The organism is Aeromonas sp. S13(2024) (assembly GCF_041402405.1).
In the GTDB taxonomy this organism is placed as follows: Bacteria; Pseudomonadota; Gammaproteobacteria; order Enterobacterales; family Aeromonadaceae; genus Aeromonas; species Aeromonas veronii.
The window spans coordinates 1-26,566 of the sequence record NZ_JBGLRA010000017.1 but is presented as its reverse complement, the minus strand read 5'-3'; the positions used below and the strand labels follow the sequence as shown (position 1 = coordinate 26,566).

Annotated in this window: 29 protein-coding genes; 22 read left to right on the top strand and 7 right to left on the bottom strand. The window is 59.3% G+C overall.

All coding sequences use genetic code 11. The features are described 5' to 3' along the window. Window positions 1–79 precede the first annotated feature (79 nt). The 5 genes from ACB042_RS17865 (at window position 80) to ACB042_RS17845 (ending at window position 4,134) form a co-directional block, all read left to right on the top strand. On the top strand, window positions 80–787 hold the full coding sequence (locus tag ACB042_RS17865; protein ID WP_005340291.1) for an AzlC family ABC transporter permease: 708 nt from the start codon (window positions 80–82) through the stop codon (window positions 785–787). 1 nt (window position 788) lies between these two features. Next, window positions 789–1,124, top strand: coding sequence for an AzlD domain-containing protein (locus ACB042_RS17860; protein ID WP_005340292.1), 336 nt, complete (start codon window positions 789–791; stop codon window positions 1,122–1,124). A 122-nt stretch (window positions 1,125–1,246) separates the two neighbouring features. Beyond that, window positions 1,247–2,773, top strand: coding sequence for a YjjI family glycine radical enzyme (locus ACB042_RS17855; RefSeq protein ID WP_371178839.1), 1,527 nt, complete (start codon window positions 1,247–1,249; stop codon window positions 2,771–2,773). A gap of 11 nt (window positions 2,774–2,784) precedes the next feature. Next, window positions 2,785–3,672, top strand: coding sequence for a YjjW family glycine radical enzyme activase (locus tag ACB042_RS17850; RefSeq protein WP_371178838.1), 888 nt, complete (start codon window positions 2,785–2,787; stop codon window positions 3,670–3,672). 138 nt (window positions 3,673–3,810) lie between these two features. Further along, window positions 3,811–4,134, top strand: a complete 324-nt coding sequence (locus ACB042_RS17845; RefSeq protein WP_005340296.1) for a DUF1820 family protein — start codon at window positions 3,811–3,813, stop codon at window positions 4,132–4,134. Between the two features lie 63 nt (window positions 4,135–4,197). Here ACB042_RS17845 and ACB042_RS17840 read toward each other — a convergent pair whose 3' ends face one another. The 3 genes from ACB042_RS17840 to ACB042_RS17830 form a co-directional block, all read right to left on the bottom strand. Further along, a complete protein-coding gene (locus ACB042_RS17840; protein WP_139730951.1) occupies window positions 4,198–5,130 on the bottom strand; it encodes a LysR family transcriptional regulator in 933 nt (310 codons plus the stop codon). 163 nt (window positions 5,131–5,293) lie between these two features. Then, window positions 5,294–6,490, bottom strand: a complete 1,197-nt coding sequence (locus ACB042_RS17835) for an aromatic amino acid transaminase (protein WP_371178837.1) — start codon at window positions 6,488–6,490, stop codon at window positions 5,294–5,296. 127 nt (window positions 6,491–6,617) lie between these two features. Next, window positions 6,618–6,893 carry a metal/formaldehyde-sensitive transcriptional repressor gene (locus ACB042_RS17830; protein ID WP_371178836.1) on the bottom strand — a complete coding sequence of 92 codons (276 nt, stop codon included), beginning with the start codon at window positions 6,891–6,893 and terminating at the stop codon, window positions 6,618–6,620. Between the two features lie 71 nt (window positions 6,894–6,964). On the opposite strand from ACB042_RS17830, the gene dmeF reads away from it, so the two are divergent. From dmeF to ACB042_RS17805, 5 genes are all read left to right on the top strand, one after another. Further along, the gene (dmeF, locus tag ACB042_RS17825; protein ID WP_371178835.1) at window positions 6,965–7,921 is read left to right on the top strand and encodes a CDF family Co(II)/Ni(II) efflux transporter DmeF; all 957 of its coding nucleotides are present in this window, start codon (window positions 6,965–6,967) and stop codon (window positions 7,919–7,921) included. Window positions 7,922–8,122: 201 nt separating this feature from the next. Further along, a complete protein-coding gene (locus ACB042_RS17820; RefSeq protein ID WP_371178856.1) occupies window positions 8,123–9,130 on the top strand; it encodes a Fe(3+) ABC transporter substrate-binding protein in 1,008 nt (335 codons plus the stop codon). Window positions 9,131–9,169: 39 nt separating this feature from the next. Then, window positions 9,170–10,795, top strand: coding sequence for an ABC transporter permease (locus tag ACB042_RS17815; RefSeq protein ID WP_371178834.1), 1,626 nt, complete (start codon window positions 9,170–9,172; stop codon window positions 10,793–10,795). Window positions 10,796–10,877: 82 nt separating this feature from the next. Further along, window positions 10,878–11,912: an ABC transporter ATP-binding protein gene (locus ACB042_RS17810; RefSeq protein ID WP_371178833.1), complete on the top strand. Its 1,035-nt coding sequence runs from the start codon at window positions 10,878–10,880 to the stop codon at window positions 11,910–11,912. A 103-nt stretch (window positions 11,913–12,015) separates the two neighbouring features. Beyond that, a complete protein-coding gene (locus ACB042_RS17805) occupies window positions 12,016–12,921 on the top strand; it encodes a Dyp-type peroxidase (protein ID WP_371178832.1) in 906 nt (301 codons plus the stop codon). 90 nt (window positions 12,922–13,011) lie between these two features. On the opposite strand, the gene argR is transcribed toward ACB042_RS17805, so the two are convergent. Further along, on the bottom strand, window positions 13,012–13,482 hold the full coding sequence (gene argR, locus ACB042_RS17800; RefSeq protein ID WP_005340378.1) for a transcriptional regulator ArgR: 471 nt from the start codon (window positions 13,480–13,482) through the stop codon (window positions 13,012–13,014). A 201-nt stretch (window positions 13,483–13,683) separates the two neighbouring features. On the opposite strand from argR, the gene ACB042_RS17795 reads away from it, so the two are divergent. The 6 genes from ACB042_RS17795 to ACB042_RS17770 all read left to right on the top strand — a co-directional run bounded on the left by ACB042_RS17795 (window position 13,684) and on the right by ACB042_RS17770 (window position 18,643). Continuing rightward, window positions 13,684–14,424 carry an ATP-binding cassette domain-containing protein gene (locus ACB042_RS17795; RefSeq protein ID WP_005348895.1) on the top strand — a complete coding sequence of 247 codons (741 nt, stop codon included), beginning with the start codon at window positions 13,684–13,686 and terminating at the stop codon, window positions 14,422–14,424. Between the two features lie 24 nt (window positions 14,425–14,448). Next, window positions 14,449–15,186 carry a transporter substrate-binding domain-containing protein gene (locus ACB042_RS17790; RefSeq protein WP_005340381.1) on the top strand — a complete coding sequence of 246 codons (738 nt, stop codon included), beginning with the start codon at window positions 14,449–14,451 and terminating at the stop codon, window positions 15,184–15,186. Between the two features lie 3 nt (window positions 15,187–15,189). Beyond that, window positions 15,190–15,840 carry an arginine ABC transporter permease ArtQ gene (gene artQ / locus ACB042_RS17785; protein ID WP_042011891.1) on the top strand — a complete coding sequence of 217 codons (651 nt, stop codon included), beginning with the start codon at window positions 15,190–15,192 and terminating at the stop codon, window positions 15,838–15,840. Between the two features lie 3 nt (window positions 15,841–15,843). Then, complete coding sequence (gene artM / locus ACB042_RS17780; protein ID WP_005348902.1) at window positions 15,844–16,506, top strand: arginine ABC transporter permease ArtM; 663 nt, start codon at window positions 15,844–15,846, stop codon at window positions 16,504–16,506. Between the two features lie 221 nt (window positions 16,507–16,727). Next, the gene (gene mdh, locus ACB042_RS17775; RefSeq protein ID WP_005340384.1) at window positions 16,728–17,663 is read left to right on the top strand and encodes a malate dehydrogenase; all 936 of its coding nucleotides are present in this window, start codon (window positions 16,728–16,730) and stop codon (window positions 17,661–17,663) included. Window positions 17,664–18,058: 395 nt separating this feature from the next. Further along, the gene (locus ACB042_RS17770; protein WP_144715073.1) at window positions 18,059–18,643 is read left to right on the top strand and encodes a tetratricopeptide repeat protein; all 585 of its coding nucleotides are present in this window, start codon (window positions 18,059–18,061) and stop codon (window positions 18,641–18,643) included. Window positions 18,644–18,741: 98 nt separating this feature from the next. Here ACB042_RS17770 and hmpA read toward each other — a convergent pair whose 3' ends face one another. Next, a complete protein-coding gene (hmpA, locus tag ACB042_RS17765; RefSeq protein ID WP_144714954.1) occupies window positions 18,742–19,935 on the bottom strand; it encodes an NO-inducible flavohemoprotein in 1,194 nt (397 codons plus the stop codon). Window positions 19,936–20,046: 111 nt separating this feature from the next. On the opposite strand from hmpA, the gene ACB042_RS17760 reads away from it, so the two are divergent. Continuing rightward, window positions 20,047–20,517, top strand: a complete 471-nt coding sequence (locus ACB042_RS17760; protein ID WP_058057978.1) for an Rrf2 family transcriptional regulator — start codon at window positions 20,047–20,049, stop codon at window positions 20,515–20,517. Between the two features lie 27 nt (window positions 20,518–20,544). On the opposite strand, the gene ACB042_RS17755 is transcribed toward ACB042_RS17760, so the two are convergent. Both ACB042_RS17755 and ACB042_RS17750 read right to left on the bottom strand, forming a co-directional pair. Further along, window positions 20,545–21,825 carry an HlyC/CorC family transporter gene (locus tag ACB042_RS17755; protein ID WP_005348906.1) on the bottom strand — a complete coding sequence of 427 codons (1,281 nt, stop codon included), beginning with the start codon at window positions 21,823–21,825 and terminating at the stop codon, window positions 20,545–20,547. A 42-nt stretch (window positions 21,826–21,867) separates the two neighbouring features. Beyond that, window positions 21,868–22,656: an inner membrane protein YpjD gene (locus tag ACB042_RS17750; protein WP_371178831.1), complete on the bottom strand. Its 789-nt coding sequence runs from the start codon at window positions 22,654–22,656 to the stop codon at window positions 21,868–21,870. A 202-nt stretch (window positions 22,657–22,858) separates the two neighbouring features. Between ACB042_RS17750 and ffh the strand changes: the two genes are divergently transcribed. The 5 genes from ffh to rplS all read left to right on the top strand — a co-directional run bounded on the left by ffh (window position 22,859) and on the right by rplS (window position 26,371). After that, the gene (gene ffh / locus ACB042_RS17745) at window positions 22,859–24,235 is read left to right on the top strand and encodes a signal recognition particle protein (RefSeq protein WP_371178830.1); all 1,377 of its coding nucleotides are present in this window, start codon (window positions 22,859–22,861) and stop codon (window positions 24,233–24,235) included. 177 nt (window positions 24,236–24,412) lie between these two features. Next, window positions 24,413–24,661 carry a 30S ribosomal protein S16 gene (rpsP, locus tag ACB042_RS17740; RefSeq protein ID WP_005340392.1) on the top strand — a complete coding sequence of 83 codons (249 nt, stop codon included), beginning with the start codon at window positions 24,413–24,415 and terminating at the stop codon, window positions 24,659–24,661. 24 nt (window positions 24,662–24,685) lie between these two features. After that, entirely contained in the window at window positions 24,686–25,207 is a 522-nt protein-coding gene (gene rimM, locus ACB042_RS17735) for a ribosome maturation factor RimM (protein WP_005340394.1), read from the top strand. A 34-nt stretch (window positions 25,208–25,241) separates the two neighbouring features. Next, a complete protein-coding gene (gene trmD / locus ACB042_RS17730; protein ID WP_005340400.1) occupies window positions 25,242–25,991 on the top strand; it encodes a tRNA (guanosine(37)-N1)-methyltransferase TrmD in 750 nt (249 codons plus the stop codon). 32 nt (window positions 25,992–26,023) lie between these two features. Beyond that, a complete protein-coding gene (gene rplS / locus ACB042_RS17725) occupies window positions 26,024–26,371 on the top strand; it encodes a 50S ribosomal protein L19 (protein WP_005313505.1) in 348 nt (115 codons plus the stop codon). Window positions 26,372–26,566 lie beyond the last annotated feature (195 nt).

Sequence of the window (26,566 nt, the reverse complement as noted above, 5' to 3'; positions counted from 1 at the left end):
CCGCCAGTGATGACGTGACAGCGCTTGCTGTCCCGTGCTAGTTTTTTCGGCTCGCTTTGGCTGTGACAAGGAAGATCACATGATGTCAGTAACGAGCGTGCCCGAGCGAACGGGGATGCTCTGGTGGCGTGCCACACTGGATATGCTCCCGCTCTCCATTTCGGTGATCCCCTGGGGGATCCTGTGTGGCGCTTTGGCGTTGCAGGCAGGGCTGAGTCCGCTTCAGGCTCAGCTGATGTCGTTGCTGGTCTACGCCGGAGCCGCCCAGCTCTCGGCCACGACCCTGTTCGGGGCGGGCACGCCCCTGCTGCCCATCATGAGCTCCACCATGGTGATCACTTCCCAGCATCTGCTATACGGCTTCACATTCCGCCGTGACGTATTGCCGCTCTCCCTGCGCTGGCGTGCCAGCCTTGCTTTTTTCCTGACTGATGAGATGTTCGCTGTGGCGCTGAAAGACCGGGAGCGCAGCGGCCACTTTGATCCGGCCTACGCGCTCATCGCGGGATTCGTCTTCTATCTGTTCTGGAATCTGGCGACCCTGCTCGGCATCGCGGCCGGTCAGTACATCGATGGACTGGACAGCATGGGGCTGGATTTTGCCATCGCGGCCACCTTCATCGCCATGACCATTCCCGCCATGAAAAACTTGCCCATGGTGGCGGCCACTCTGGTGAGCGGCGGCACAGCGTTGATTACCAAGCCGCTGCTGGCGGAGATCCACATCATCGTCTCGGCTCTGGCTGGCATGGTGGTGGGCTATGTGCTGCACCGGATGAGGAGGTAGCGTGAGCTGGCTGATGATTGGCCTGCTGGCCCTGATCACCTTTTTCAACCGCTTCGCCTTCTTTTCTCGGTTGACCCGATATCAGCCGGGTGCCGAGATGGGGGCGTTTCTCGGCTTTTCGGCCCAGTCGGTGCTGACTGCAATCTGGTTGCCCATCGTCTTTAGCTACGAGCCGGGGATAGGTCTTGACTGGGATCCTGACTACCTGACTGCCACCCTGTGGGTAATGCTCTTGACCCTGTTGCGGCTGCCGACTCTGGTTGTGGTGGTGGGCGGAATGGGGGGCTTCTTTCTGCTGCGCTGGCTGGGAGGCATAGCCGAGCTCTTGCCTTGGTGAAGCGCGAGCCGTGATCTTGTGTAATGGATGTCATTATTCGACATCCGTCATGTCATGAATGTCACTTCAAAAAAAGCCTGCAAATGGTGAGGATATGGGCTCTATCCGTGAAGGAGTGTCCCATGTCTTTGATCGAAACCTGTCAGCGCATCGTGCGCGATCCCCATCTCTCCGCCGCCCAGAAGAGCCACGCACTGGCGCTGGCCGCCGAGAATGCGTTGCCCTACCCCGACCTGCCTGCCGCAGTCGCCGAGGCGATGGAGCAGGGATTTATCTGCGACATGTTCGAAGGGCACGCCCCCTACAAGCCGCGTTATGTGCTGCCGGATTATGAAAAATTCCTGAGTCAGGGCTCTGCCTGGCTGGAGCTGGCGGCGCCGCAGGATTTCGACGAGGCGCTCAACGCCCTGCGCATCCTCTATCACCATGTCCCCTCCGTCACCGGCATGCCGGTCTGGCTGGGGCGGCTCGACCATCTGCTGTTGCCGTTTGTTGGCGAACTGGATGACGAGACCCTCTATCGCAAGCTGAAGGGGTTCTGGGTCTATCTGGACAGGGTGCTGCCGGACGCCTTCATGCACGTCAACATCGGGCCGGATGACAACCGGATCTGCCGCCTGATCCTGCGCATCGACAACGAGCTCAAGCAGGTGGCGCCGAACCTCACCTTCTTCCACGATCCGGAGCAGACCCCGGACAGCCTGCTGCTGCAGGCGGTGAAGAGCATCGCCGAGTGCAGCAAGCCGCACATCGCCAACTACCCGATCCACCGCGATACCTTCGACACTCGTGGTTTTGGTATCGTCAGCTGTTACAACGCCCTGCCGCAGGCGGGTGGCGCCAATACCCTGGTGCGGATCTCCCTCAAGCGGGTCGCCGAGCAGTGTCAGGGGATCGATGACTTCCTCGGCTGCCTGCTGCCCCACTACTGCCGTCTGGCCTCCCAGCTGATCGAGGCGCGGGCCGCCTTCCTCCACGATGAGTCCGGTTTCTTCGACAGCTTCCTGGTGAAAGAGGGGCTGCTGGATGAGGATCGCTTCGTCCCCATGTTCGGCATCTACGGCATGGCGGAAGCGGTCAATATCCTGATGGATAAAGAGAATCTGCCGGATCGCTACGGCCATGGCGAGGAGGCGAACCAGCTTGGCTATCGCATCTCGGCCCAGCTCTCCGCCTATGTGACCACGACCCCGCAGACCCATGCCTGGGGTGGCCGCGCTTTGTTGCATTCGCAAGGTGGCCTCAGCATCGATGTGGCTGTCACCCCCGGGGTGCGCATCCCTTACGGTCATGAGCCGGATCCCGCCAGCCATGTGCTGGCACTGGCACCGCACCACACTTATTACCATTCGGGGATCAGCGAGATCCTGACGCTGGATCCCACCATCCGCCAGAACCCGCAGGCGCTGTTGCAGCTCTGCAAAGGGGCGCTCGCTATCGGTATGCGCGAGTTCACCGCCAACGTGGCCGACAGCGATCTGGTGCGGGTGACCGGCTACATGATCCGCAAGAGCGACGTGGCCCGCTTCGCAGAGGAGGGGTCGCGCTTGCAGACCACCTGTCTCGGTGCCGAGGCGAGTGAAGTGACCGCCATTCGTCAGCGGGCACCGCGGGTGGTCGCCCACGAATCGACCATCTGCGAGTATTGAGCTCGAACCTGATGGCTGACGCCTTGCCAACACGCAGCGCCCTGGTGAGCAGGGTGCTGCCGTTCTCCTGTGTCGACGGGCCGGGCAACCGGCTGGTGCTGTTTCTGCAAGGGTGCAACTTTCGCTGCCCCGGCTGCCACAACCCCCACACTATCGGGCTGTGCGACTATTGTGGCGACTGCCTTGCGGTCTGTCCGAGCGGCGCCCTCACCTTGAGCGAAGGCAAGGTACAATGGCAGACGGCGCTCTGCACCGATTGCGACGCCTGTCTGAATGTCTGCCCGCGCAGTGCCAATCCCAAGACCGCTACAATGACGGTGGACGACGTGCTGGCCCTGCTGCGCCGCTACGGCCCAATGCTGAGCGGCATTACCGTCTCCGGTGGTGAGGCGACCACCCGGCTCCCCTTTGTGGTTGCGCTGTTTGCCGCCATCAAGGCCGCACCGGATCTGGCCCATCTCACTTGCCTGCTCGACAGCAACGGTTCGCTGGCCGAAACCGGTTGGCAGCGGCTGCTGCCGGTGCTCGACGGCGCCATGCTCGATCTCAAGGGGTGGCGTGACTCGGTGCATCACACCCTGACCGGCTATGGTCGCGAGCGGGTGCTGGGATCGCTGCAACTGCTGGCACGCCACGGCAAGCTGACCGAACTGCGGCTGCTCCATGTGCCGGGCAGGAGCGATTTTCTGGATGCGAGTGGTGAGCTGGACGCGGATCTCGCCGCCTTCTTGCAGCAGCTTGGGCCTGTGCCCATTCGCCTCAACGGCTTTCGCCACCACGGGGTGCGGGGGGAGGCGGCGCAATGGCCAGAGGCTCACCAAACCGAGCTGGAACAGCTGGCCAGCCGTTTGCGTGCAGCGGGATTGGGGCCTGTCTCACTGCCTGCCTTGATGGGCTGAGTGGCTGCGTCATCCGGTGACCGTCATGGCGTGAGGTGCGGCATGGAAAGGCCGCAACTGTGATTTCTGTCTATTGGAGGGGGCGAGAACGGCGGCTAGAATAATGGTCATCTTCTTACCCCTCAATGACAGATAATCATGAGTGAAAGCAAGGCGTTATATCGAGTTCAGTTTATTTGCCACAGCGAGCGCTACGAAGTCTATGTGCGCGAAGTCAATCAGGGCCAGCTGTTCGGTTTTATCGAGATTGCCGACTTTGTCTGGGACAACCACACGGCGCTTATCGTCGATCCCAGTCACGAGAAGCTCAAGAGCGAATTTGCCGATGTGCGCCAGACTCTTATTCCCATGCATCAGGTGCTGCGCATCGATCAGGTGAAAAAGCAGGGGGCTGCCCGCATCACGGATCTGGGCAGCAACGTCGCCTCCTTCCCCAGCCCCATCTATACCAAACGTCCCTAGTTCCTACTTGCCCTTGATGTTTCGCCGCGGTGAAACATCAATCTCTTCTCCTTGTCGCCCGGCTCAGGGCTCAATCAATTCGCGACCCAGTTGCAGGATCCGCTGGCGGAACCAGTGACGGGCCGAGCCATCACCGGCCGGGCCATACCAGACTAGGCTGTGACTCACCTTGCCGTAATCGAACGGTGCCGGACGCATCACCAGATCTGGCTGACTGGCCATGCAGGCCGCCCAGCCACCGATGGCGGTGAGGATCAGATCGGTCTGGGGCAGCAGGGCCGCCGCGCTGGCAAAATCGGGCAGGGTGGCGCCAATCTGGCGACGCACCTGCTGCTGGGCCAGGCTCTGCTCGAAGAAGGGGTTGGCCAGCTCCTGATCCCGGATGGCGATATGGCGCCAGCTCAGGTAGGCATCGAGATCCCAGGGCTTGGCCAGCGCGGGGTGGTTTTTGCGCAGCAGGCAGACCAGTTTCTCTTCCCGCAGGGTCTCCCACACCAGCCCGGGCTGGCGCGGCAACGGCTGGCTCTGGTCATGGGGCAGGATCACGAAGTCGAGTTTGCCCGCTGCCAGCGCCTCCAGCCCCTGCTCATCCTTGTTCCAGATCTCCGGCACCATGCCCGGCACCTCTTTCATCAGCTGACCCAGAATGGGGCCCACCGGCCAGGTCATCACGCTCTCGCGCAATCCCAGCCGCAATGTGCCCTGCCACTGCTGCGGGTTGAAGGCGTTCTGGCGAGTGAGGCCGTTCAGCTCCCCCAACAGCCTGTGCAGGGTGGGCGCCAGTCGCTCGGCCATGGGGGTGAGCAACAGCTGGTTTCCCTGACGGTAGAGCAGTTGATCCCCCAGCAGATCCCGCAGCTGGTTGAGGGTTTTGCTGACGGTGGAAGGTGTGGTGCAGAGCCGCTCGGCGGTGCGGGTGACGCTCTGGTTGTCGAGCAACAGGTGCAGGGTGACCAGATGGCGACCTCCCAGCCTAGAGAGAGCGATCAGATCCATAGTGGCTCCTGAAATTGATGAAGATAAACAGGCTTGGAATCAGGGAGATTCAGCATGACCTGCTGGCATTCTCTCACAGCAGGGGGAGGGTGAGCAGACTCCTCAAGAGGTGACTGCGAACGCAACAAACAAAAAAGCCCCGCCAAAGCGGGGCTGATGCGGATTAGCCTTTGAGCACCGCCGCCATGGCGTCAGCCACATAGTCGACGTTGCGGCTGTTGAGACCTGCCACGCACATGCGGCCGGAGCGCACCAGATAGACGGCAAACTCCTCGCGCAGGCGATCTACCTGCTCCGGGGTGAAGCCGGTGTAGCTGAACATGCCGCGCTGGTTGATGAAGTAGCTGAAATCGCGGTCCGGCACCTTGGCGCTCAACACCTCGAACAGCTTCTGGCGCATCGCCTTGATGCGGGTGCGCATCTCGGTCACTTCATCGACCCACATGGCGTGCAGCTCAAGTTGGCTCATCACCGCCGCAGTGATCTGGCCGCCGTGGGTGGGAGGGCTGGAGTAGTTGCGGCGCACGGTGGCCTTCATCTGGCCCAGTACCCGACCGGCCTCTTCGGCATCCTGACAGATGACCGACAGACCGCCGCAGCGCTCGCCGTAGAAGGAGAGGTTCTTGGAAAACGAGTTGCTGACGAAGAAGCTGACGCCGGCGGCCACCATGGCGCGAATGGCGTAGGCATCCTCTTCCAGCCCGTCACCGAAGCCCTGATAGGCGATATCCATAAAGGGGATAAGGTTCTTCTCGACCACTAGCGTGATCACCCGATCCCACTGGGCACGGGAGAGATCCACCCCGGTCGGGTTGTGGCAGCAGGGGTGCAGCAGCACGATGCTCTTCGCCGGCAGGCTGCTCAGGCAGTCGATCATGGCATCGAACTGCACGCCGCCAGTGGCCGCATCGTAGTAGGGGTAGTCATGCACCTTGATGCCGGCTCCCTCGAACATCGCCTTGTGGTTGTCCCAGGTGGGATTGCTGACCCACACCTCGGAGGTCGGGAAGTAGCGCTTGAGCAGATCGGCGCCAATCTTCAGCGCGCCTGAGCCACCGATGGTCTGGATGGTGGCGATACGTCCCGCCTTGACCGCTTCATGGTCGGCACCGAACAGCAGGTGCTGCACTGCAGTGCGGTAGTTGGCGGCGCCTTCCATCGGCTGGTAGGGGCGCGGGGCCGGGGCGGCGGCGCGCTGGGCTTCGGCCTGCTGCACCGACGGCAACAGCGGAATGCGGCCCTGCTCATCGTAATAGAGGCCGATCCCCAGGTTCACCTTCTGCTCGCGGGTGTCTTTGTGGAAGGTCTCGACCAAAGTCAGGATGGGGTCGCCAGCGTAGGCATCGACGTGTTCAAACATGGGGGATCCTTGAAATTGACTGTCCAGTAAAACCGGCGGTCAGCCGGGCTGGACATCATGGCGCAAAGCTGGCGGTGGCTCAAGCCCGACGCTGGTCGAGCCTGAAGGGATGGTGCCGCGATCCTGCTTACTTCAAATAGGATCGCAGGACGCTGACCACCTGATCCAGATCCTCCAATCGCTCGGCCTGGGTGGCATCGGGGGCACCGAGATGCTCGCGCATATGCCCCTCCAGCACCTCCAGCATCAGGCCGTTGACGGCGCCGCGGATGGCGGCGATCTGCTGCAAAATGGCGGTGCAGTCGCTCTCCTGCTCCAGCGCGCTCTCCAGCGCACCGGCCTGTCCCTTGATGCGGCGCACCCGTGCTAGCAGCTTCTTTTTGTCGTGAATGGTGTGGGACATGACGGATCCTCTCGATCAATAAAACTATACTGGGGTATAGTATATTGCATCATCACTCTCAGGAGAAATCCATGTCATCCCTCGCTCAATCACACTGCCATCAACCCGTCATCCACGAGGGCAATCCGCTCGCCGAACAGAAGACCCGCTGGGCCGTATTGCTGACCGTCATCATGATGGTGGCGGAGATTGGCGGCGGCTGGTTCTACAACTCCATGGCGCTGTTGGCCGACGGCTGGCACATGAGCTCCCACGCACTAGCGCTCGGTCTCTCGGTGCTGGCCTACCGCGCCGCCCGCCACTTCGCCCGCGACCACAGATTCAGCTTCGGCACCTGGAAGATCGAGGTGCTGGGTGGCTTCACCAGCGCCCTGTTGCTGGTGGGAGTGGCCGGGTTGATGCTGTTCGAGTCGGTGTTCCGGCTGCTGGATCCCAGCCCGATCCACTATCAACAGGCGATCGCTATCGCGCTGGTGGGGCTGCTGGTAAACCTCGCCTGTGCCTGGCTGCTCAAGGATGATCACGGCCACCATCACCATGGGCATGACCACCATCATGAGCATCACGACCACGATCATCATCATGACCATGACGATCACCACGGCCATCAGGATCTCAACCTGCGCGCCGCCTATATCCACGTGCTGGCGGATGCGGCCACTTCCGTGCTGGCGATTCTGGCGCTGGTGGGGGGCATGCTGTGGGGCGCTGACTGGCTGGATCCGCTGATGGGCATAGTGGGTGCCGGGCTGGTCGCGGTGTGGGCCTGGGGCCTGTTGCGCGACTCCGGTCGGGTGCTGCTGGATGCCGAGATGGATACCCCGCTGGTGGCAGAGATCCGCGAGGTCATCGCCGAACTGCCACAGACCGAGATCCGCGATCTGCACGTCTGGCGGGTAGGGCAGCAGCAGTATGCCTGCGTGCTCTCTTTGCTGATGGTCAATCCGCTACCGGCGCAGCAGATCCGCGAACGGTTGGCGATCCATGAAGAGCTGGTGCATGTGACCATCGAGATCGCCAGCGAATAGGTATGGAGGATGTAACGAGAGACGCCACTGAGGCGGCGATGCCTCCTTTGAGTCTCCTGTTGCTTGGGCGAGATTTTTGGAATCTATTCGGATTAAATATGTGATGTGGCGACGGCGAGCTTTCTTGATCCGCTTATAAGATGTATGCAGAATGCAAACGGCAATCGTTATCACTCTGTATAGCTAATCAAGGAATGGATGATGAAAATGAAGATGTTGGCACTGGCTTTCTCTGCGTTGGCAGCTCAGTCGGCATTGGCGGCCGGGGAAGTGAATGTCTACTCCAACCGGCAGGATGAGCTGATCAAGCCCATCATCCAGCAGTTCGAGAAGGAATCTGGCATCAAGGTGAACGTGGTGTTCGCCAAAGAGGGGTTGAACGAGCGTCTGGAGCGGGAAGGCAAGCTCTCTCCGGCCGACCTGATGCTGACCGTCGATATCAGCCGTCTGACCGATCTGGTGGACAAGGGGCTGGTGCAGCCGGTGGACAGCAAGATCCTGCAGGAGAACATCCCCGCCATCTATCGTGATCCGGAGAATCGCTGGTTCGCGCTGACCACCCGGGTTCGCGCCATCTACTCCAGCAAGGATCGCCTCGGCAAGCTCGACACCATCAGCTACGAAGATCTGGCCAAACCGGAATTCAAAGGGAAAATCTGCACCCGCAGCGGCAAGCATGAGTACAATGTGGCGCTGGTCTCCTCCATGATTGCCCATCACGGCATGGCTGAGACCAAAACCTGGCTGGAAGGGGTCAAGGCCAACCTGGCGCGCAAGCCGCAGGGCAACGACCGGGATCAGGTCAAGGCGATCAAGGATGGTATCTGTGACGTGTCGCTCGGCAACAGCTACTATCTGGGCGCCATGTTGAAAGATCCGGCGCAGAAGTCCTGGGCGGATGCAGTCTATATCAACTTCCCAAACCAGGCTGACCGCGGTGCCCACGTCAACGTGAGCGGCGTGGCCATGACCAAGTATGCCACGAACAAGGCCGAGGCCCAGAAGCTGATGGAGTTTCTGGCTGGTGACACCGCCCAGCACATGTATGCGGACGTGAACGCCGAATATCCGGTCAAGGCCGGGGTCGAGCCTTCCGCCATGGTCAAGTCTTGGGGCAGTTTCAAGTCTGACGCACTACCGGTCAGCGATTACGCCAAGCACCGCAAGGACGCCTTGCAGTTGCTGGATGAAGTGAAGTTCGATTTGTAATCAGATGGGGCCAACGGCCCCATCAACATCTGTGGTCTCATGAAAAATTTTGGATGGATGACCGGCAGCTGGGCCATCGCCCTGCTGCTGGGTTTACCGGTTATAGCCCTGCTTTTCTCTGCCTTCTCGGCTGAGGGAGATCTCTTTCGCCACCTCGCCGATACCGTGCTGCTCGATTATCTGAGCAATACCCTGGGGCTGGTGGTCGGCGTAGTATTGCTAAGCCTGCTGTTTGGCGTGCCTACCGCCTGGCTGGTGGCCATGTGTCAGGTACCGGGACGGCGTGCCCTGCAGTGGGCTTTGATGCTGCCAATGGCCATGCCCTCCTATATCGTCGCCTACGTCTATACCGACCTGCTCGACTACTCGGGCCCGCTTCAAGCCGGGTTGCGAGCACTCTTTGGCTGGAACAGTCCGGCCGATTACTGGTTTCCGGCCATTCGCTCCCTTGGTGGCGCCGCCTGGGTGCTGGCGCTGGTGCTGTTCCCCTATGTCTATTTGCTGACCCGCGCCTCCTTTCTCGAGCAGTCAGTCAGCCTGATCCACTCCAGCCGCCTGCTCGGCTGTACCCCGTGGCAGAGCTTTCGCCGCCTCAGTCTGCCGCTGGCGCGCCCGGCCATCATGGTGGCGGTGTCGTTGGTGGCGATGGAGACGTTGGCCGATTTCGCCACCGTCCACTTCTTTGCCATCAACACCCTGACCACGGCGGTCTACGACACCTGGCTCGGCTACGGCAGTCTGGCCACCGCGGCCAAACTCTCCTGCCTGATGCTGCTGGCTGTGGTGCTGCTGATCGCGCTGGAGCGCCGCTCGCGCAGTCGGCAGCAGGTGTTCCAGAAGTCCATGGGCCATGAGCAGCCGCTGCGCTATCCGCTCAAGGGGATTGGCCGTTGGTTGGCCTGTCTCTGGTGCTGGGGGCTGGTGCTGGCCGGTTTTGGCCTGCCATTCGTCATCCTGCTCGATTACGGGGTGCGTTACTTCGAGTTGTCATGGACGCCGGAGTTTGTCCGCTTTGCCGGCAACAGCTTGGCTATCTCGGCGCTGACCGCTCTGCTGGCGATGGGCATCGCCCTGCTGCTCGGCTTCTTTCGTCGCCTCGATGGCGGGATAAAGAGTTTGTTGCCCCTGCGCATAGCCGCCATGGGCTACGCCATGCCGGGTACCGTGCTCGCCATCGGTGTGCTGGTGCCGCTAACCGCCCTCGACTTTGCCATCAACGATCTGGCCGAGTGGCTCGGGCGTCAGGGCCCGGGCTTGCTGCTAACCGGCACCATCACCGCCATCGTGTTCGGTTATCTGGTACGCTTCGTGGCCATCGCCATCGGCTCGGTGGAGAGCAGCATGGACAAGATCTCCCCCAGTCTCGACATGGCTGCCCGCTCCCTGGGACAGGGGGATGGCGGCATGCTGCGCCGGGTCCATCTGCCGCTGGTGCGCCGCGGTCTGTTTGCCGGTGCCATGCTGGTGTTTATCGAATCCATGAAGGAGCTGCCCGCCGCCCTGCTGCTGCGGCCGTTCAACTTCGATACTCTGGCGACCCACGTCTATCAGTTTGTCTCGGACGAGATGCTGGAGCGTGGCGCGCTGGGGGCTATCGTCATTGTGCTGGTGGGGCTGTTGCCGCTGATCTGGGTCAACCGCAGTCTGGACAGTCCGGGCCACTGAGTCGCCGCGTCGGTCAATGAAATTGCATGCGGTGTGCTGAACCGAAAGGCAGCGCGCCGCCAGAAAAGAGAGGAAGTCAGCCTTGTCCTGTTTGCAGGTTGAAAATGTCAGCTGCCGTTACAACGGCCGAAATGTGCTGGAACAGCTCTCCCTGACGGTGGCAGACAACGAGATCGTCTGCCTGCTGGGAGCCAGTGGCTGCGGCAAAACCACGCTGCTCAAGGCTATCGCCGGCTTGCTGCCGTTGGCAGAGGGCTCTATTCGCCTCGGCGATACCCTGCTCGACGGGCCGGGTGCCAGTGTGCCGCCCGAGGCGCGCAATATCGGGATGATCTTTCAGGATTACGCCCTCTTTCCCCACCTGACGGTGGCCGACAACGTCGGCTTCGGTCTGACCAAACTCGACCGCAGTGCCCGCCAGCAGCAGGTGGACGAGGCGCTGGCGCTGGTCAATTTGCAGGGGCTGGGGGATCGCTATCCGCACCAGCTCTCCGGCGGTCAGCAGCAGCGGGTAGCCATCGCCCGGGCGCTGGTGTGCAAGCCGCGGCTGATGCTGCTGGATGAGCCCTTCTCCAACATCGATACCCAGGTGCGGATGAAGTTGATCCTCGAGATCCGCGCCCTGCTCAAGCAGCAAGGGATTGGCGCCATCTTCGTCAGCCATAGCAAGGAGGAGGCGTTCGCCTTCGCCGATCGGCTGGCGCTGTTTCGCGCCGGTCACATCGAGCAGGTGGGCCAGCCTGAGCAGCTCTATCGCCGCCCGCAAAACCGTTTCGTGGCGGAGTTTCTCGGCGGGGTCAACTATCTGGCTGCCGAGGTGGTGGACAGCCACTGCGTGCAAACGGCGCTCGGGGTCATTTGTGGCAGCGAGCCTCATGGCCGGGCGGTGGGCGAGCAGTTGCAGCTGATGCTCAGACCCCAGCAACTGCTGCTGGAGAGCGCCGCAGATGGGGAGCTCAAGGTGGTGGAGCAGCAGTTCCTCGGCCACCACTGCCGGGTGCTGTTCGAGTGTGGAGGTCTGCAGCTGGAGGCGAGCATTGGCGAGCCCCTTGATGGGATGCGGGCACGGATCAAGGTTGCCCCCCATGGGTTGGTGTTGTTTGACCCTTTGCCCTGAACGCGTGATATCGTCGTGAAATCAAAGAACTGGCTCCACTCTGGTTTATAATCGCGCAACGCAAATAGCCCGTAACGCTAACGCCTACTCAGGGGAGAGATATATGAAAGCCCAAGCCGGGATCTGCGCAGAGCCGAATCTGCACGCCCTCTATCTGATGTTCAATCGTACCGGCGATGCCGCCGAACTGGTCGGCCTTCTGGCCAAACTGCCCGCCCTGTGGCAGGCGGTGGCTGCCGATTTCCCCGATGCCGGTTTCAGCGGTCTGGTTGCCGTTGGCGCCGATGCCTGGGATGGTCTCTACCCTGCCGCCCGTCCGCCCCAGTTCCGCAGCTTTATGGCGCAATCCGCCAACGGTCAGGAAGCCCCCAACACCCCGTTTGATCTCTTTATTCAGCTGCGCGCCGATCGGGTGGATGTGCTGCACCACGCCGGTCACCGTGTGATGGCACTGCTGGCCGGACTGGTAGAGCTGGCCGAAGAGGTGCGCGGTTTCCGCAATCTGGATTTCCGTGACCTGACCGGTTTCGTTGACGGCACCGAGAACCCGCAGGATGAGCACCGTGCCGAAGTGGCGCTGCTGGCCGATGGCGAGTTTGCCGGTGGCTCCTACATTCACGTCCAGCGCTGGGTCCACGCCATGAGCGACTGGGAGAAGCTGGCGCAGAAAGAGCAGGAAGACATTATCGGTCGCACCAAGCCCGACAATATCGAGTATGAATCTGCCGCCAAGCCGCTGACCGCCCACATCAAGCGGGTCAACCTCAAAACCCCGAAAGGGGAGTCCATGGAGATCCTGCGCCAGAGCATGCCCTGGGGCACCATGACCGAGCAGGGGCTCTACTTCATCTCCTGCTGCCGCACACCGCAGCACTTCAACGCCATGCTGGCCAGCATGTACAAGGGGGAGGGCAGCCACTTCGACCACCTGCTGCGCTTCACCAAGGCAGTGACCGGCGCGGCTTTCTTCGCCCCATCGGAGAGTTTTCTGATGGCGCAGGGCAAATAAGCCCGCCTGACGAAGCTGCAGAAAACAAAAATCCCGGCCTTGGCCGGGATTTTTCGTTCTGGCGTGACCGCTATGACGCGGTAGCGGCCATTACGGCGTCTGTTCGAACAGCTCGAGGGCGGAGAGATAGAGCTCTTCGATATCGGTGTCGCTGGTCGGGGTGATGAAGATGGTGTCATCACCGGCGATGGTACCGAGGATCCCCTCTGCCTTGCCGAGGGAGTCGAGCAGGCGGGCGATCAGCTGGGCAGCGCCCGGGCTGGTGTGGATCACCACCAGTGCGCCGTTGTGATCGACGTCCAGTACCAGATTCTTGAGCGGGCTGGAGGTGGTGGGCACGCCCAGTTCCACCGGCAGGCAGTAGACCATCTCCATCTTGGCGTTGCGAGTGCGAACGGCGCCGAAGCGGCTCAGCATGCGCGATACCTTGGACTGGTTGATGTTCTCGAAGCCCAGCTCTTGCAGGGCGGTGACGATTTCTGCCTGGGAGCCAAAGCGCTCTTCTTTCAGCAAGGCTTTAAAGGCCTTGGCCAGTTTTTCTTGCTTGTCGTTGTGTTTCATCTTGGTCTCACGAATGAGGAGGTGTGGCGGCCTGTGCGATACAGGCGGCAGATACGAACAGCGGGGCCATTTTGCATTCATATGCCGTTTTTTGCAAGGAAGCGGCGCTTGTTCTGCATATTGATTCAAAAATGGCTTGCATCAACCTTTATTAGGGATAGAATCGGGATGAAATTTTGAAAACTTATTCAATTGGGCTGTATGGGTATTGAATTAATAGGTATCGAGAAGTCCTGGCACAAGGTGCCGGTTCTGCAACAGGTCAGCTTTCGGACATCCCCCGGTGAAACCTTGGTGTTGCTGGGCCCGAGCGGTGCTGGTAAGAGTTCCCTGCTACGGATGATGAATCTGCTGGATACCCCGGATGCGGGTGTTCTGCGGATTGGTGAAAGTGAATTTTCTTTCCCGAGCTCCCTCTCTGCTGCCGAATTCAACCGCCAGTCCCAACTGCTGCGTCGCAAGGTGGGGATGGTGTTCCAGCAGTACAATCTCTGGCCACATCTCACTGTGATGGAGAATCTGATTGAAGCGCCGGTCAAGGTGCTCGGCATGAGCAAAGAGGCCGCCATCGAGAAGGGGGCTTACTTGCTGGCCCAGCTGCAACTGGCCGACAAGCGCGATGCCTGGCCTGCCCGTCTCTCTGGCGGTCAGCAGCAGCGGGTGGCCATTGCCCGTACCCTGATGATGGACCCGGAAGTGCTGCTGTTTGACGAGCCGACTGCCGCCCTCGATCCCGAGATCACCAAGGAGGTGGCCGAGATCATCCGTAACCTGAGCCAGACCGGCATTACCCAGGTGGTGGTGACCCACGAGGTCGACTTTGCCCGCAAGGTCGCCAGTCAGGTGATTTATCTGGAGAAGGGGCGGATCATCGAATCCGGCACCGCTGCCATTTTCCAATCCCCGCAAACCAGCCGGTTTGCCGAATTCTTGATGCATTGATATTGAATCGATAAGGAAGCTGTCATGAAAAAGAGTCTGTTGTTGGTTGCTGCCATGGGCCTGTTGAGTACCTCCGTCATGGCCAAAGAGATCAAGTTCGCCACCGAGGCCACCTACGCGCCGTTCGAATACCTGGATGACAAGAACGAGTTTCAGGGTTTTGACATCGATCTGGCCCGCGCCATCTGCGAGCAGGCCAAGCTGGAGTGCAGCTTCCACAACCAGGCCTTTGACAGCCTGATCCCCAGCCTCAAATTCCGTCGCTACGATGCTGCCATCGCCGCCATGGACGTGACCCCGGAGCGGGCCGCGCAGGTCGATTTCTCCGACATCTATTACGAGAACTCGGCAGTATTCGTCGCCAAGAAAGGGGCCTTCAAGGGGCCGGAAGAGATGGTCGACAAGACTGTCGGCGTGCAGAACGGCACCTCTCACCAGTCCTATCTGGTGGATAACTGGGTGAGCAAGGGTCTGCTGACCGTGCCGTACGCCAGCTACCAGAGCGCCTTCCTCGACATGATGAATGGCCGTACCGACGGTGTCTTTGCCGATACTGCCGTTGCTGCCGACTGGCTGAAGCAGCACAAGGAGTATGCGGTGGTGGGGGCGCCGGTGACCGATGCCAAGTACTTCGGTACCGGCTTTGGCATCGCGGTCGCTAAGGGCAATCAGGAGCTGCTGACCCAGTTGAACAAGGGGCTGGCCGAGATCAAGGCCAACGGCACCTATCAGAAAATCTTCGACAAATACTTCGCGCAGTAAGCCATGTTGAGCCTGTTGTTGGATGCAGCCTGGATGACCCTCGGGCTGGCCTTGGCATCACTGGTCGGGGGCATGGTATTGGCACTGGCGTTCAGTGCCGCCGAGCTCAGCAAGCAGCGTGCATTGGTGTGGCCGGTGGCCACCCTGACCACGCTCATCCGTGGTCTGCCCGAGTTGCTGGTGGTGCTGTTCATCTACTTCGGCTCGACCCAAGTGCTGTTCCTCATCACTGGCGAGTATGTGGAGTTCAGCCCGTTTGCCTGTGGCGTGCTGGCGCTCTCCCTGCTGTTTGCCAGCTATGCGACCCAGACCCTGCGGGCGGCGCTCAATGCGGTACCAGCCGGGCAACGATTAGCAGCACTGGCGCTGGGGTTGAGCAAGAGCCACATCTTCTTTCGCATCGTGTTGCCGCAGGCGTGGCGTCATGCCTTGCCTGGCCTCGGCAACCAGTGGCTGGTGTTGCTGAAAGATACCGCGCTGGTGTCGCTTATCGGGGTCAACGAGATGATGCGTCAGGCCCAGATGGCCTCGGCCAGTACCTATGAGCCTTTCACCTGGTATGCCGCCGCCGCCCTCATCTATCTGGCCATCAGTCTGGTGAGTGAATATGGCCTCGGGCTGGCTGCCCGCTACACCCGCCGCTACGGAGGCTAACTGATGCAAGAGTATCTCGTTACGTTGCTGGGCGGTCTGGTCACCACGCTGGAGCTGACCCTGTTCAGCCTGCTGCTGGGGATTGTGTTGGCAGCCCTGATGACCTGGGTGCTGGAGCTGCGCCTGCCGGTGGCGACCCAGCTGGTGCAGCTGTGGGTGCTGCTCTTTACCGGTACGCCGCTGCTTATCCAGATCTTCCTGATTTACTACGGGCCGGGCCAGTTCGAGTGGCTGAAAGCCAGCCCGCTCTGGCCGCTGCTCAAGCAGCCCTGGTTCTGCGCCGTGCTGGCGCTGGGTCTCAACACGGCGGCCTACTCCACCCGGTTGTTCAAGGGGGCGCTCGATGCCATCCCGGCCGGTGAGGTGGAGGCGTGCCGGGCGCTTGGCTTTAACGGCCGTCAGACCTTGTGGATGAAGGTGCGCCACGCCGCCCGTCATCTGGTGCCTGCCTACTCCAACGAGGTGATCCTGGTGCTCAAGGGGAGCTCCCTCGCCAGTACCATCACCATCATGGACATCATGGGGCTGGCGCAGGGGTTGAACGCCCAGACCTACGATACCCTGGCGGTGTTCGGGGTGGCTGGCGGGCTTTATCTGGCGATGAACGGATTGTTAACAATTGGTTTTCGCTGGTGTGAAAAACGGGCGCTGGCATTTCAATCCTGAGACCCTCAGATCTACCTCTTTATGGTAGGGGGAAGTGCAGAAAAACTGTGCTTCTCCTCCAACTTTTTGTATTTCCCTCCAATTTTTGCTCCCGCATGTTTCGTGGCTCACAGAACCCGTGACTGCAACTGTTATCAGATTGTTTTTTATGGGGGGATCCATTAAGGTTGGGCGCACAACAACAAACAACCTTAAACCTACGCTTAAACATGGAGTTGATCATGAAAGTTGCCGTTCTGGGTGCCGCTGGTGGCATCGGTCAAGCCCTCGCTCTGCTGTTGAAAAACCGTCTGCCGGCTGGCTCCGAGCTGAGCCTGTATGACATCGCCCCGGTTACTCCGGGTGTGGCCGTTGACCTCAGTCATATTCCTACCGACGTCGCCATCAAGGGCTTCTGCGGTGAAGATCCGACTCCTGCGCTGGTTGGGGCCGATGTGGTGCTGATCTCCGCCGGTGTGGCACGCAAGCCGGGGATGGATCGCTCTGACCTGTTCAATATCAACGCCGGTATCGTCAAGAATCTGGTCGAGAAGTGCGCGGCCACTTGCCCGAAAGCACTGATCGGCATCATCACCAACCCGGTCAACACCACTGTAGCCATCGCCGCCGAAGTGCTGAAGAAAGCCGGTGTCTATGACAAGCGTCGCCTGTTCGGTGTCACCACCCTGGACGTGATCCGCGCCGAGACCTTCGTGGCCGCCGCCAAAGGGTTGAACATCGACAAGGTACGCGTCAATGTGATCGGTGGTCACAGTGGCGTGACCATTCTGCCGCTGCTCTCCCAGATTGAAGGCGCCTCCTTCACCGCTGAAGAAGTGGCTGCTATGACCAAGCGCATCCAGAATGCCGGTACCGAAGTGGTAGAAGCCAAAGCCGGTGGCGGTTCCGCTACCCTCTCCATGGGTCAGGCGGCTTGCCGTTTTGGTCTCTCCCTTATCAAGGGTCTGCAGGGCGAAGCCAACGTTGTTGAGTGCGCCTACGTGGAAGGCAACGGCGAGCACGCCACCTTCTTCGCGCAGCCGGTACTGCTGGGCAAGAATGGCGTCGAAACCGTACTGGATTACGGCAAGCTGAGCGCCTTCGAGCAGGAAGCGATGGAAGGCATGCTGGCTACCCTGAAAGCCGATATCCAGCTGGGTGTCGATTTCGTCAAGTAAGCGGGTCAACCGTGCCAACAAGGGAGCTTCGGCTCCCTTTTGTATTGATGAGATCCGCCCGGCAGGCTAAGGGGATGGGGCTTGGTGCCGATAACAGAGTGCAGCAGGAGATCCTTATGATGAAACCCCTTACCCTTCTCATTCTTGTCGGTACATTCACCGCGCCCCTCTATGGTGCCGAGGCGGTATCGGCTGCCGTATCGAGCGATGTGCCTGCAACAAGTGCATCGGCACCGACCGCAAGCAGTGCTGCGGTGGCAACGGCCCCTGTCTCTGCTGCTACGCCAGCGCCCTCTGAGGCAGTCCCCGTCTTGCTCCCGGCCGAGCCGGTCACCCCCGTTGCCAGCAGTGGCGAGGGGGCCGCACCGCTGCCAAAACCGGTGGAACCTGCTGCTGTGGTGGCGCCTCCCGCACCTCTGGCTGCTGGCGAGTTGCAGGCGGTGCCGCTCTATCGTCAGGACGAGCTGCTCAACTGGATTGAGCAGGGGCGCCACCTCACTCAGGTGAAGCAGGATCGCTGTCAGCTGACTCAGGATATCGAAGCACGCGCCTCGGTGATGAAGATCCCGGCCTATCAATTCCTCTGGGGGGATATGCTGGCGTGGGGGGTCTGCACCAAGTCCAACGCCGAGCTCGGGGTGCAATATATGTGGGAGGCGGCCAATCAGGGGTTGGCGCCGGCGCTGGAGCAGCTGGGTCGCTACTACTGGAAAGGAACTTTGGTGCAGAAGGATTTGGTGCGAGCCGAGACCCTGATGCGCGAGGCGGCCAGCCTCGGTTTTCTGCGGGCCCGCATCGAGTGGGTCGAAATGCTGCTGCAGGGGATGGGTAGTCCGCTCGATTATGAGGACGCCTATCGCTGGCTCCATGGCTCCGTCATAGGTGACAAGGCGCTGCACCAGAAGGCGGCGACTCTGCTCAACCGTCTTGGCAACCTGATGCCGGCCAACGTGGTGGCCCGCGCCAAGGCGATGCACTGATCCAAAAAATGACCCACAGATCTGCACCTGTGGGTCCGGTTCCAGCCGCCGTGCCATGACAGGCCGGAACCTCCCTCTGTTATATGGCTGCCCGCGCCTTAGAGATCTTGGTGGGGGCCAAAAACTTCGTAATGGAGCTGCCCCGTTGGTACCCCAGCAGCCAGCAGCTGCCGCTTGATCTCCTGCATGAAGCCGACAGGGCCACAGAAGTAGTAGTGGGCCTCTGGCGTGATGCGCTCCTTCACGGCAGTCAGATCCATGGTGCCGGCCAGATCGTAATCTTGACCCTGCACATCACTGGCCTCCGGCTCCCGATACCAGATCCGGCTCAGCAAGTTGGGATGCTGGCGGGATTTTTGCTGAATATCCTCCCGGAAGGCGTGTACAGCGCCCTGTTCGCAGGCGTGCAGCCAGGTGACATCAGCCTGATGGCCGTTCGCCAGCAGCTGGTTGAGCATGCTCATCATCGGCGTCACGCCGACACCGGCGGAGAGCAGTACGACCGGGGTCTGGCTGTCGGCTTTCAGGTAGAAATCGCCGGTAGGGGGCATCACCTCGATCTTGTCACCCGCCTGCAGGTGATCGTGCAGCAGGTTGGAGACCTGACCCTGCGGCTCACGCTTGACGCTGATGCGGTAATCCTGCCCGTTGGGGGCATCGGAGAGGGAGTATTGGCGGATCTCCTGATATTCCAGCTCGGGGTGAACCAGCTTGATGCTGAGGTATTGGCCCGGTTTAAAGGTCAGTACCGGCTTGCCATCTTCCGGCGCCAGCAGGAAGGAGGTGATGAGGTCGCTCTCGGCTCGCTTCTCCTTGATGATGAAGGTGCGGGTACCTTGCCAGCCGCCATCCTGATTGGCCTTCTCCTGATAGATCTCTCGCTCGCGGCCGATGAAGATGTCTGCCAGCACGCCATACGCCTTGCCCCAAGCCTCCAGCACTTCGTCGGTGACCGCACTTCCGCCCAATTCTTTGAGCGTGGCCAAGAGATGACTACCTACAATGTGATATTGTTCAGGCTGGATCAGGAATCCGGTATGTTTGTGCGCAATCCGCTCGACCGCACCGGCGAGTGCCCCCAGATTGTCAATATTCTTGGCATACGCGGCGACTGCATTGAACAGGGCCAGCGGCTGGCCGCCACTGCGTTGATGGGCCAGGTTGAAGATATCTTTCAGCTCCGGGTTATGGCTGAACATCCGCTGGTAGAAGTGCTGGGTGAGGGCAGGGCCTGCCGATTCGAGCAGCGGAATAGTGCTTTTGATGACGGCAACGGTGGTTTGATCTAGCATAGGGGCCTCGTTCTAATTGAACATATAAAATGTCATTTAATAAGTGGCATCCTAGATGTTTATTTGATTTGAATCAATACTCCACTTTTCGCATCGCGCTAATCAGGTTTTATGAGACTAACCAGTTATACAGATTTTGGATTGAGAGCCCTGCTCTATCTTGCCACCCTGCCGGAAGGGGAGTTGTCGAGCGTTGCCAAGGTATCGGCCCTGTATGGTGTTTCCCGCAACCACATGGTGAAGGTGGTCAATCAGCTGGTGAAGCTGGGCTATCTGCAATCCCAGCGGGGCAAGAATGGCGGTATTCGCATGGCTTGCGATCCCGCCACCATCAATATCGGGCAGGTGATCAGGGCGCTGGAAGGCAATCTGGACGGCATTGACTGCGGCTCGCCCGCTTGCCACATCGTCTCTGTCTGTCTGCTCAAGAGTGCGCTGAAAGAGGCGATGGATGCGTTTCTGGCAGTGATGGACAGCTATACGCTGCAAGACCTGCTGGCCAACCGCGACGAGTTGCAACGGGTGTTTGGCGAGTTGATCCCGACGCTGGTGCTGGAGCCGGATGATGACGATGAGCAATAGAAAAGGGCTGCCACTGGCAGCCCTTTTTCAATCTTGCGAATCCGACTCCGCCCGGTACGATGCCGGCATAATCCGCGCCATCTTGACCATGTTGTTCTCCACATCGAGGATCTCGATAGGATAACCGGCCAGCCGGATCCCAATGTTGGGCTGGGGGATCTCCTCCAGATATTCGAGGATCAGACCGTTGAGGGTACGCGGGCCGTCGATGGGCAGGTGCCAATTCATCTCCTTGTTCAGCTCACGAATATTGGCTGAGCCTTCGACCAGATAAGAACCATCTGACTGGGGGTGGATCTCGTCGCTCGGCGCTGGCGTCATGGAGGTGGTGAAGTCGCCCACTATCTCTTCCAGAATATCGTCCAGAGTGATTAGCCCCTGAATGTCGCCGTATTCGTCGACGATCAGGCCAATTCGCTCCTTGTTGCGCTGGAATTTGGCCAGCTGCACGTTGAGCGGCGTTCCTTCCGGAATGAAGTAGATCTCGTCCACTTCCCGCAACAGGCTCGATTTATTGAACTGGTCCCTGGCTACCAGCCGCAGGGCATCGCGCGCGTGTAAAAAGCCGACAACGTCGTCGATATTGTCGCGATAGAGCAGGATCTTGGTGTGAGCGCAGTGGGCCAGCTGGCGCTGGATGCTCTTCCAGTCATCGTTGATGTCGATGGCGTAGATATCGCTGCGCGGCACCATGATGTCCTCGACCAGCATCTTGTCGAGATCCAGAATGCTCAACAGCATCTCCTGATGACGCTGGGGGATCAGGTTACCCGCCTCATTGACTATGGTGCGCAGCTCCTCGGTGTTGAGGGAGTCATCCTTGTTGGGATTGATCTTCAGCATCTTGAGCAGGCCGCTGGTGATGCCATTGATCAGCCAGACCAGCGGCGAGAGCGGCACCATCAGCCCCTTGAGGATCCAGGAGGCGGGATAGGCGATCTTCTCCGGGAACATGGCAGCCAGGGTCTTGGGGGTCACTTCACCGAATACCAGTACCACCAGGGTCAGGCCGAAGGTGGCGATGGCGACCCCGAGATCACCAAACAGCCGGATACAGACGATGGTGGCGATGGCGGAGGCGAGAATATTGACCAGATTGTTGCCGATCAGGATCAGTCCCAGCAGGCGATCGGGGCGGGCGAGCAGTTGCTCGACGCGACGTGCGGCTTTGTGTTTGGTCTGTGCCAGATGCCGTAGTTTGTAGCGGTTGATGGACATCAGGCCGGTTTCGGCACTGGAGAAAAAGGCGGAAAGAAGGATCAAGATAACGAGAACAATCAGTAATGTACTCGTTGAGATGCTGTCCAAAAAGGGCTCCTGTTGGATGGTATGGCTAAAAGAGTATAGGTGTCAGCTCAACAGCACTTCTTTGACGAAGCGGCTGCCAAAGTAGGCAAGAGTCAGGATGAAGCTGCCGATCAGACTGAGTGTGATGACTTTACGGCCGCGCCAACCATAGGTGTGATGACCCCACAGCAGCAACACGTAGACACACCATGCCAGGATGGAGAGCACTGCCTTGTGAGACTTGCCCTGAGCGAACATATCTTCGAGGAAGAAGAGGCCGGAGGCGATGGAGAGTGTCAGCAGCAGCACCCCCGCAGAGATCAACTGGAACAGCCGTTTTTCCACCGTCATCAGTGGCGGCATGGCTGGCAGGTTGCTGATTTTTCGAGATTTAAGCTGCTTGTCCAGACAGGCGAGCTGCAGCGCAAACAGACAGGCGATCATTAATACCGAGTAGGCCATCAGGGCGAGGCCGATGTGCAGCAACAGCTGGGGATGGGCCTCCAGATGGGTTATGTAGCGACCCGGGATCAAGGCGCTGGCAGCCAGCAGCAGGACCGAGAAGCTGTAGACCACCGGCAGCAGGATCCAGCCGTTGAAGCGGCGGGTCACGCAAGTCATGAAGCAACTGATGATGAGGCTGACCAGCGAGGCAACGTTGAGCATGCTCAGGTTCTGGCCGTAACTCTGCAATACCTCTGAACCGAGGGCGCTGGCGTGGGCGATCAGGGCCAATCCGATACAGGCAAACAGGGAGCGCTGTCCCACCGGCTTGGCGCTCAGTAACAGATGCAGGGAGGCGATGATGGCCAGCAGATAAAACGCCAGGGCCAGAACAGAGATTACGATCATAACCAGGTCGTTGTTGCACAAGCTTTTGAGGGTAAGAGGGGCAGTATACCTTGCACGAGAAGTGCTCGCCAGTTGTGCAACGGCCGATCTGTCCATATATAGGGAGAAGGTCCCTGCTGCTGCGGTGCGGTGAATAATCGTCCTCGCGCCCGCTCTGGGTTATAATGCCCCCAATTTATTACGCCAAGAACCGGAATCCGTCATGTTTGAGAATTTGACTGAACGACTCTCGCGCACCTTGCGCAATGTCAGTGGCCGTGGTCGCCTGACCGAAGACAATATCAAGGAAACCCTGCGTGAAGTCCGCATGGCGCTGCTCGAGGCGGATGTCGCCCTGCCGGTCGTGCGTGATTTCGTGGCGCGTGTCAAAGAGCGCGCAGTCGGGCAGGAAGTGGCCAAATCCCTGAGCCCGGGCCAAGCATTCATCAAGATTGTACACGGTGAACTGGTTACCGTGATGGGGGAGGCCAACGAACAGCTCAACCTGGCTGCCCAGCCGCCCGCCATCATCCTGATGGCCGGTCTGCAGGGGGCCGGTAAGACCACCACAGTTGGCAAACTGGCCAAGCTGCTCAAAGAGCGCAGCAAGAAGAAGGTGCTGGTAGTCAGTGCCGACGTCTATCGTCCGGCGGCGATCAAACAGCTGGAAACCTTGGCCAGCGACATCTGTGTCGACTTCTTCCCGAGCGATGCCAGCCAGAAGCCGGTCGACATCGCCACCGCCGCCATCGATCAGGCGCGCAAGAAATTCTATGACGTGGTGATCGTCGATACCGCCGGTCGTCTGCACGTTGATAGCGAGATGATGGCCGAGATCCAGGATCTGCATGCCACCATCAAACCGGTTGAGACCCTGTTCGTGGTGGATGCCATGACCGGTCAGGATGCCGCCAACACCGCCAAGGCGTTCAACGAAGCGCTGCCGCTCACCGGTGTCATCCTTACCAAGGCGGACGGCGATGCCCGCGGTGGTGCCGCCCTGTCGGTGCGTCACATCACCGGCAAGCCGGTCAAGTTCATCGGTATGGGTGAAAAGACCGATGCGCTGGAACCGTTCCACCCGGATCGCCTCGCCTCCCGCATCCTCGGTATGGGCGATGTGCTCTCTCTTATCGAAGAGGTCGAGCGCAACGTCGATAAAGAGAAAGCAGCCAAGCTGGCCAGCAAGGTCAAGAGTGGCAAAGGCTTCGATCTGGAAGATTTCCGCGAGCAGCTGGCCCAGATGCGCAATATGGGCGGTATGATGGGGATGCTTGACAAGCTGCCCGGCATGTCCGGTCTGCCGGATAACGTGAAAGATCAGATGGATGACAAGCTCACCGTGCGAATGGAGGCCATCATCAGCTCCATGACGCCGAAGGAGCGTGCTCACCCAGATCTCATCAAGGGCTCACGCAAACGCCGTATCGCCGCAGGTTCCGGCATGCAGGTGCAGGATGTGAACAAGCTGCTCAAGCAGTTCACCGAGATGCAGCGCATGATGAAGAAAATGTCCAGTAAAGGCGGCATGCGCAAGATGATGAGCCAGATGAAGAACATGATGCCCCCCGGTTTCGGTGGCGGTCGCGGCCCGTTCTGATCCGGCCTGCGTGTTGATGGGGGTCTGCTGCGGCAGGCCCCTTTTCATTGCCGCTCTGCGCAAAAAATGGCTGGCTTGGTTGCAATTATTACGAATCCAAGTAGAATTATGCGGCTTATTTTAAGCTAGGGTCCGCGTATTTGCGGGCCTTGTTCATTAGATGTTAATGAGGACGATATGGTAACCATTCGTTTACAACGTGGTGGCGCGAAAAAGCGTCCGTTCTACCAGGTAGTAGTTTCTGACAGCCGTTGCGCCCGTGACGGTCGCTTCATCGAGCGCGTTGGTTTCTTCAACCCGGTTGCTGCTGGTCAAGCTGAAAAGCTGAACCTGGACCTGGCTCGTATCGAGCATTGGGTTGCTACTGGTGCCGCTGTTTCTGACCGCGTTGCCAAGCTGATCAAAGACGCTAAAAAAGCTGCTTAATCAGCCCAACGGTAAGGAGTTAAGGTGGAAAAACCTGTAGTTCTGGGCACCCTGGGTACCGTTTATGGCATCAAGGGCTGGCTTAAAGTGAACTCCTTCACCGATGTTGCCGAAGCGATTTTCGATTACAACCCCTGGCTGATTAATCAGAACGGGGCGTGGCGTGAAATTCGGGTTTCATCCTGGAAACGTCACAACAAGGGTCTGATCTGCAAACTCGATGGTATCGATGTGCGCGAAGATGCCCTGGCATTGACCAATGTCGAGATTGGCGTACCCGCCGATCTGTTGCCTGCGTTGCCTGAAGGTGAGTTCTACTGGCGTGACCTGATTGGTTGCTCCGTGGTGACCACCAAGGGATACGACCTGGGCAAGGTGACCGAATTGATGGAAACCGGCTCCAACGATGTGTTGGTGGTTGAGGCCAATGTAAAAGATGCCTTTGGTGCAAAGGAGCGGTTGATTCCGTTCCTGGAAGAGCAGGTGATCAAGAATATTGATCTGACTGCTCGAACAATCGAAGTTGATTGGGATCCTGGTTTCTAGTTTCCCGCGCTAACACGGGTGCCGGAGGTTTCTTATGTGGATTGGGGTTATTAGCCTCTTCCCTGAAATGTTCCGAGCCATTACCGAGCACGGGGTAACGGGTCGGGCCGTCAAGAGTGGCCTGCTGCAGATTGAGTGCTGGAACCCCCGGGAGTTTACCCACGATAAACACCGTACGGTCGATGATCGTCCTTATGGTGGTGGGCCCGGCATGTTAATGATGGTTCAGCCGCTGCGTGACGCGATTCATGCAGCCAAGCAAGCGGCGGGAGACGGGGCGAAAGTCATCTATCTCTCTCCTCAGGGACGCAAGCTGACTCAAGCGGGCGTAACCGAGTTGGCGACGAATCAGAAACTGATTCTGGTAGCCGGTCGATACGAAGGTATCGATGAACGCGTGATACAAACCGAAGTCGACGAAGAGTGGTCTATCGGGGATTACGTGTTAAGTGGTGGCGAGTTGCCTGCCATGACCCTGATCGATGCGGTTTCGCGTCTGGTCCCTGGGGTTTTGGGTGATCAGGCCAGTGCCGAGCAAGACTCCTTTACGGATGGCTTGCTGGATCATCCCCACTACACTCGGCCGGAGGTGTTGGATGGATTGGCGGTGCCCGAGGCGCTGACAAGCGGCAATCACGAAGTGATTCGACGCTGGCGTCTCAAGCAGTCGCTCGGACGAACCTGGCAAAGAAGGCCGGAACTTATTAACAACCTAGCTCTGACTGACGAGCAAGAATCACTTCTTGCCGAGTATGTCCGCGAAGTGCGTGACAGCGTTAAGTAGAGTTTTCAGTTTATCCTAGGTAAGGAAAGACAATGAGCAAGATTATTCAGCAGCTTGAACAAGAGCAACTGCGTACCGACATCCCGGCTTTTGCCCAGGGCGACACTGTACGTGTTCAAGTTCGTGTTAAAGAAGGTGGTAAAGAGCGTCTGCAGGCTTTCGAAGGCATCGTTATTGCCAAGCGTAACCGCGGTCTGCACTCTGCTTTCACCGTTCGCAAGATCTCCAACGGCGAAGGTGTTGAGCGTGTATTCCAGACTCACTCTCCGCTGATCCACAGTGTAGAACTGAAGCGTCGTGGTGATGTTCGCCGCGCCAAACTGTACTACCTGCGCAACCTGTCCGGCAAAGCTGCTCGTATCAAAGAGAAGCTCAACTAATTCGATTCGAATTGGTGTCGGTATGTCGGCAAATAGCTCGACAGGTAGTGAAAAGGCTCGCCAATGGCGAGCCTTTTTTGTATCCGTTGTCCCGTCCTGAATATGGTTTACACCTTTCCCCCCAATAAATGGAGAACCCGATGGGACAAGGTGTGAAACGGACACAGCGCGATTACTCGCTGACTTTTAAACTGG

Bases quoted from the DNA above. Each gene is read 5' to 3' on its own strand.
- ACB042_RS17790 (WP_005340381.1), top strand. From the start codon at position 14,449: ATGAAAAAGAGTCTGTTGTTGGTTGCTGCCATGGGCCTGTTGAGTACC.
- argR (WP_005340378.1), bottom strand. From the start codon at position 13,482: ATGAAACACAACGACAAGCAAGAAAAACTGGCCAAGGCCTTTAAAGCC.
- ACB042_RS17760 (WP_058057978.1), top strand. From the start codon at position 20,047: ATGAGACTAACCAGTTATACAGATTTTGGATTGAGAGCCCTGCTCTAT.
- mdh (WP_005340384.1), top strand. From the start codon at position 16,728: ATGAAAGTTGCCGTTCTGGGTGCCGCTGGTGGCATCGGTCAAGCCCTC.
- ACB042_RS17840 (WP_139730951.1), bottom strand. From the start codon at position 5,130: ATGGATCTGATCGCTCTCTCTAGGCTGGGAGGTCGCCATCTGGTCACC.
- rplS (WP_005313505.1), top strand. From the start codon at position 26,024: ATGAGCAAGATTATTCAGCAGCTTGAACAAGAGCAACTGCGTACCGAC.
- trmD (WP_005340400.1), top strand. From the start codon at position 25,242: ATGTGGATTGGGGTTATTAGCCTCTTCCCTGAAATGTTCCGAGCCATT.
- artQ (WP_042011891.1), top strand. From the start codon at position 15,190: ATGTTGAGCCTGTTGTTGGATGCAGCCTGGATGACCCTCGGGCTGGCC.
- artM (WP_005348902.1), top strand. From the start codon at position 15,844: ATGCAAGAGTATCTCGTTACGTTGCTGGGCGGTCTGGTCACCACGCTG.
- ACB042_RS17805 (WP_371178832.1), top strand. From the start codon at position 12,016: ATGAAAGCCCAAGCCGGGATCTGCGCAGAGCCGAATCTGCACGCCCTC.
- ACB042_RS17835 (WP_371178837.1), bottom strand. From the start codon at position 6,490: ATGTTTGAACACGTCGATGCCTACGCTGGCGACCCCATCCTGACTTTG.
- ACB042_RS17820 (WP_371178856.1), top strand. From the start codon at position 8,123: ATGAAAATGAAGATGTTGGCACTGGCTTTCTCTGCGTTGGCAGCTCAG.
- ACB042_RS17855 (WP_371178839.1), top strand. From the start codon at position 1,247: ATGTCTTTGATCGAAACCTGTCAGCGCATCGTGCGCGATCCCCATCTC.
- dmeF (WP_371178835.1), top strand. From the start codon at position 6,965: ATGTCATCCCTCGCTCAATCACACTGCCATCAACCCGTCATCCACGAG.
- ACB042_RS17865 (WP_005340291.1), top strand. From the start codon at position 80: ATGATGTCAGTAACGAGCGTGCCCGAGCGAACGGGGATGCTCTGGTGG.
- ACB042_RS17815 (WP_371178834.1), top strand. From the start codon at position 9,170: ATGAAAAATTTTGGATGGATGACCGGCAGCTGGGCCATCGCCCTGCTG.
- ACB042_RS17750 (WP_371178831.1), bottom strand. From the start codon at position 22,656: ATGATCGTAATCTCTGTTCTGGCCCTGGCGTTTTATCTGCTGGCCATC.
- ACB042_RS17795 (WP_005348895.1), top strand. From the start codon at position 13,684: ATGGGTATTGAATTAATAGGTATCGAGAAGTCCTGGCACAAGGTGCCG.
- hmpA (WP_144714954.1), bottom strand. From the start codon at position 19,935: ATGCTAGATCAAACCACCGTTGCCGTCATCAAAAGCACTATTCCGCTG.
- ACB042_RS17850 (WP_371178838.1), top strand. From the start codon at position 2,785: ATGGCTGACGCCTTGCCAACACGCAGCGCCCTGGTGAGCAGGGTGCTG.
- ACB042_RS17830 (WP_371178836.1), bottom strand. From the start codon at position 6,893: ATGTCCCACACCATTCACGACAAAAAGAAGCTGCTAGCACGGGTGCGC.
- ACB042_RS17845 (WP_005340296.1), top strand. From the start codon at position 3,811: ATGAGTGAAAGCAAGGCGTTATATCGAGTTCAGTTTATTTGCCACAGC.
- ffh (WP_371178830.1), top strand. From the start codon at position 22,859: ATGTTTGAGAATTTGACTGAACGACTCTCGCGCACCTTGCGCAATGTC.
- rpsP (WP_005340392.1), top strand. From the start codon at position 24,413: ATGGTAACCATTCGTTTACAACGTGGTGGCGCGAAAAAGCGTCCGTTC.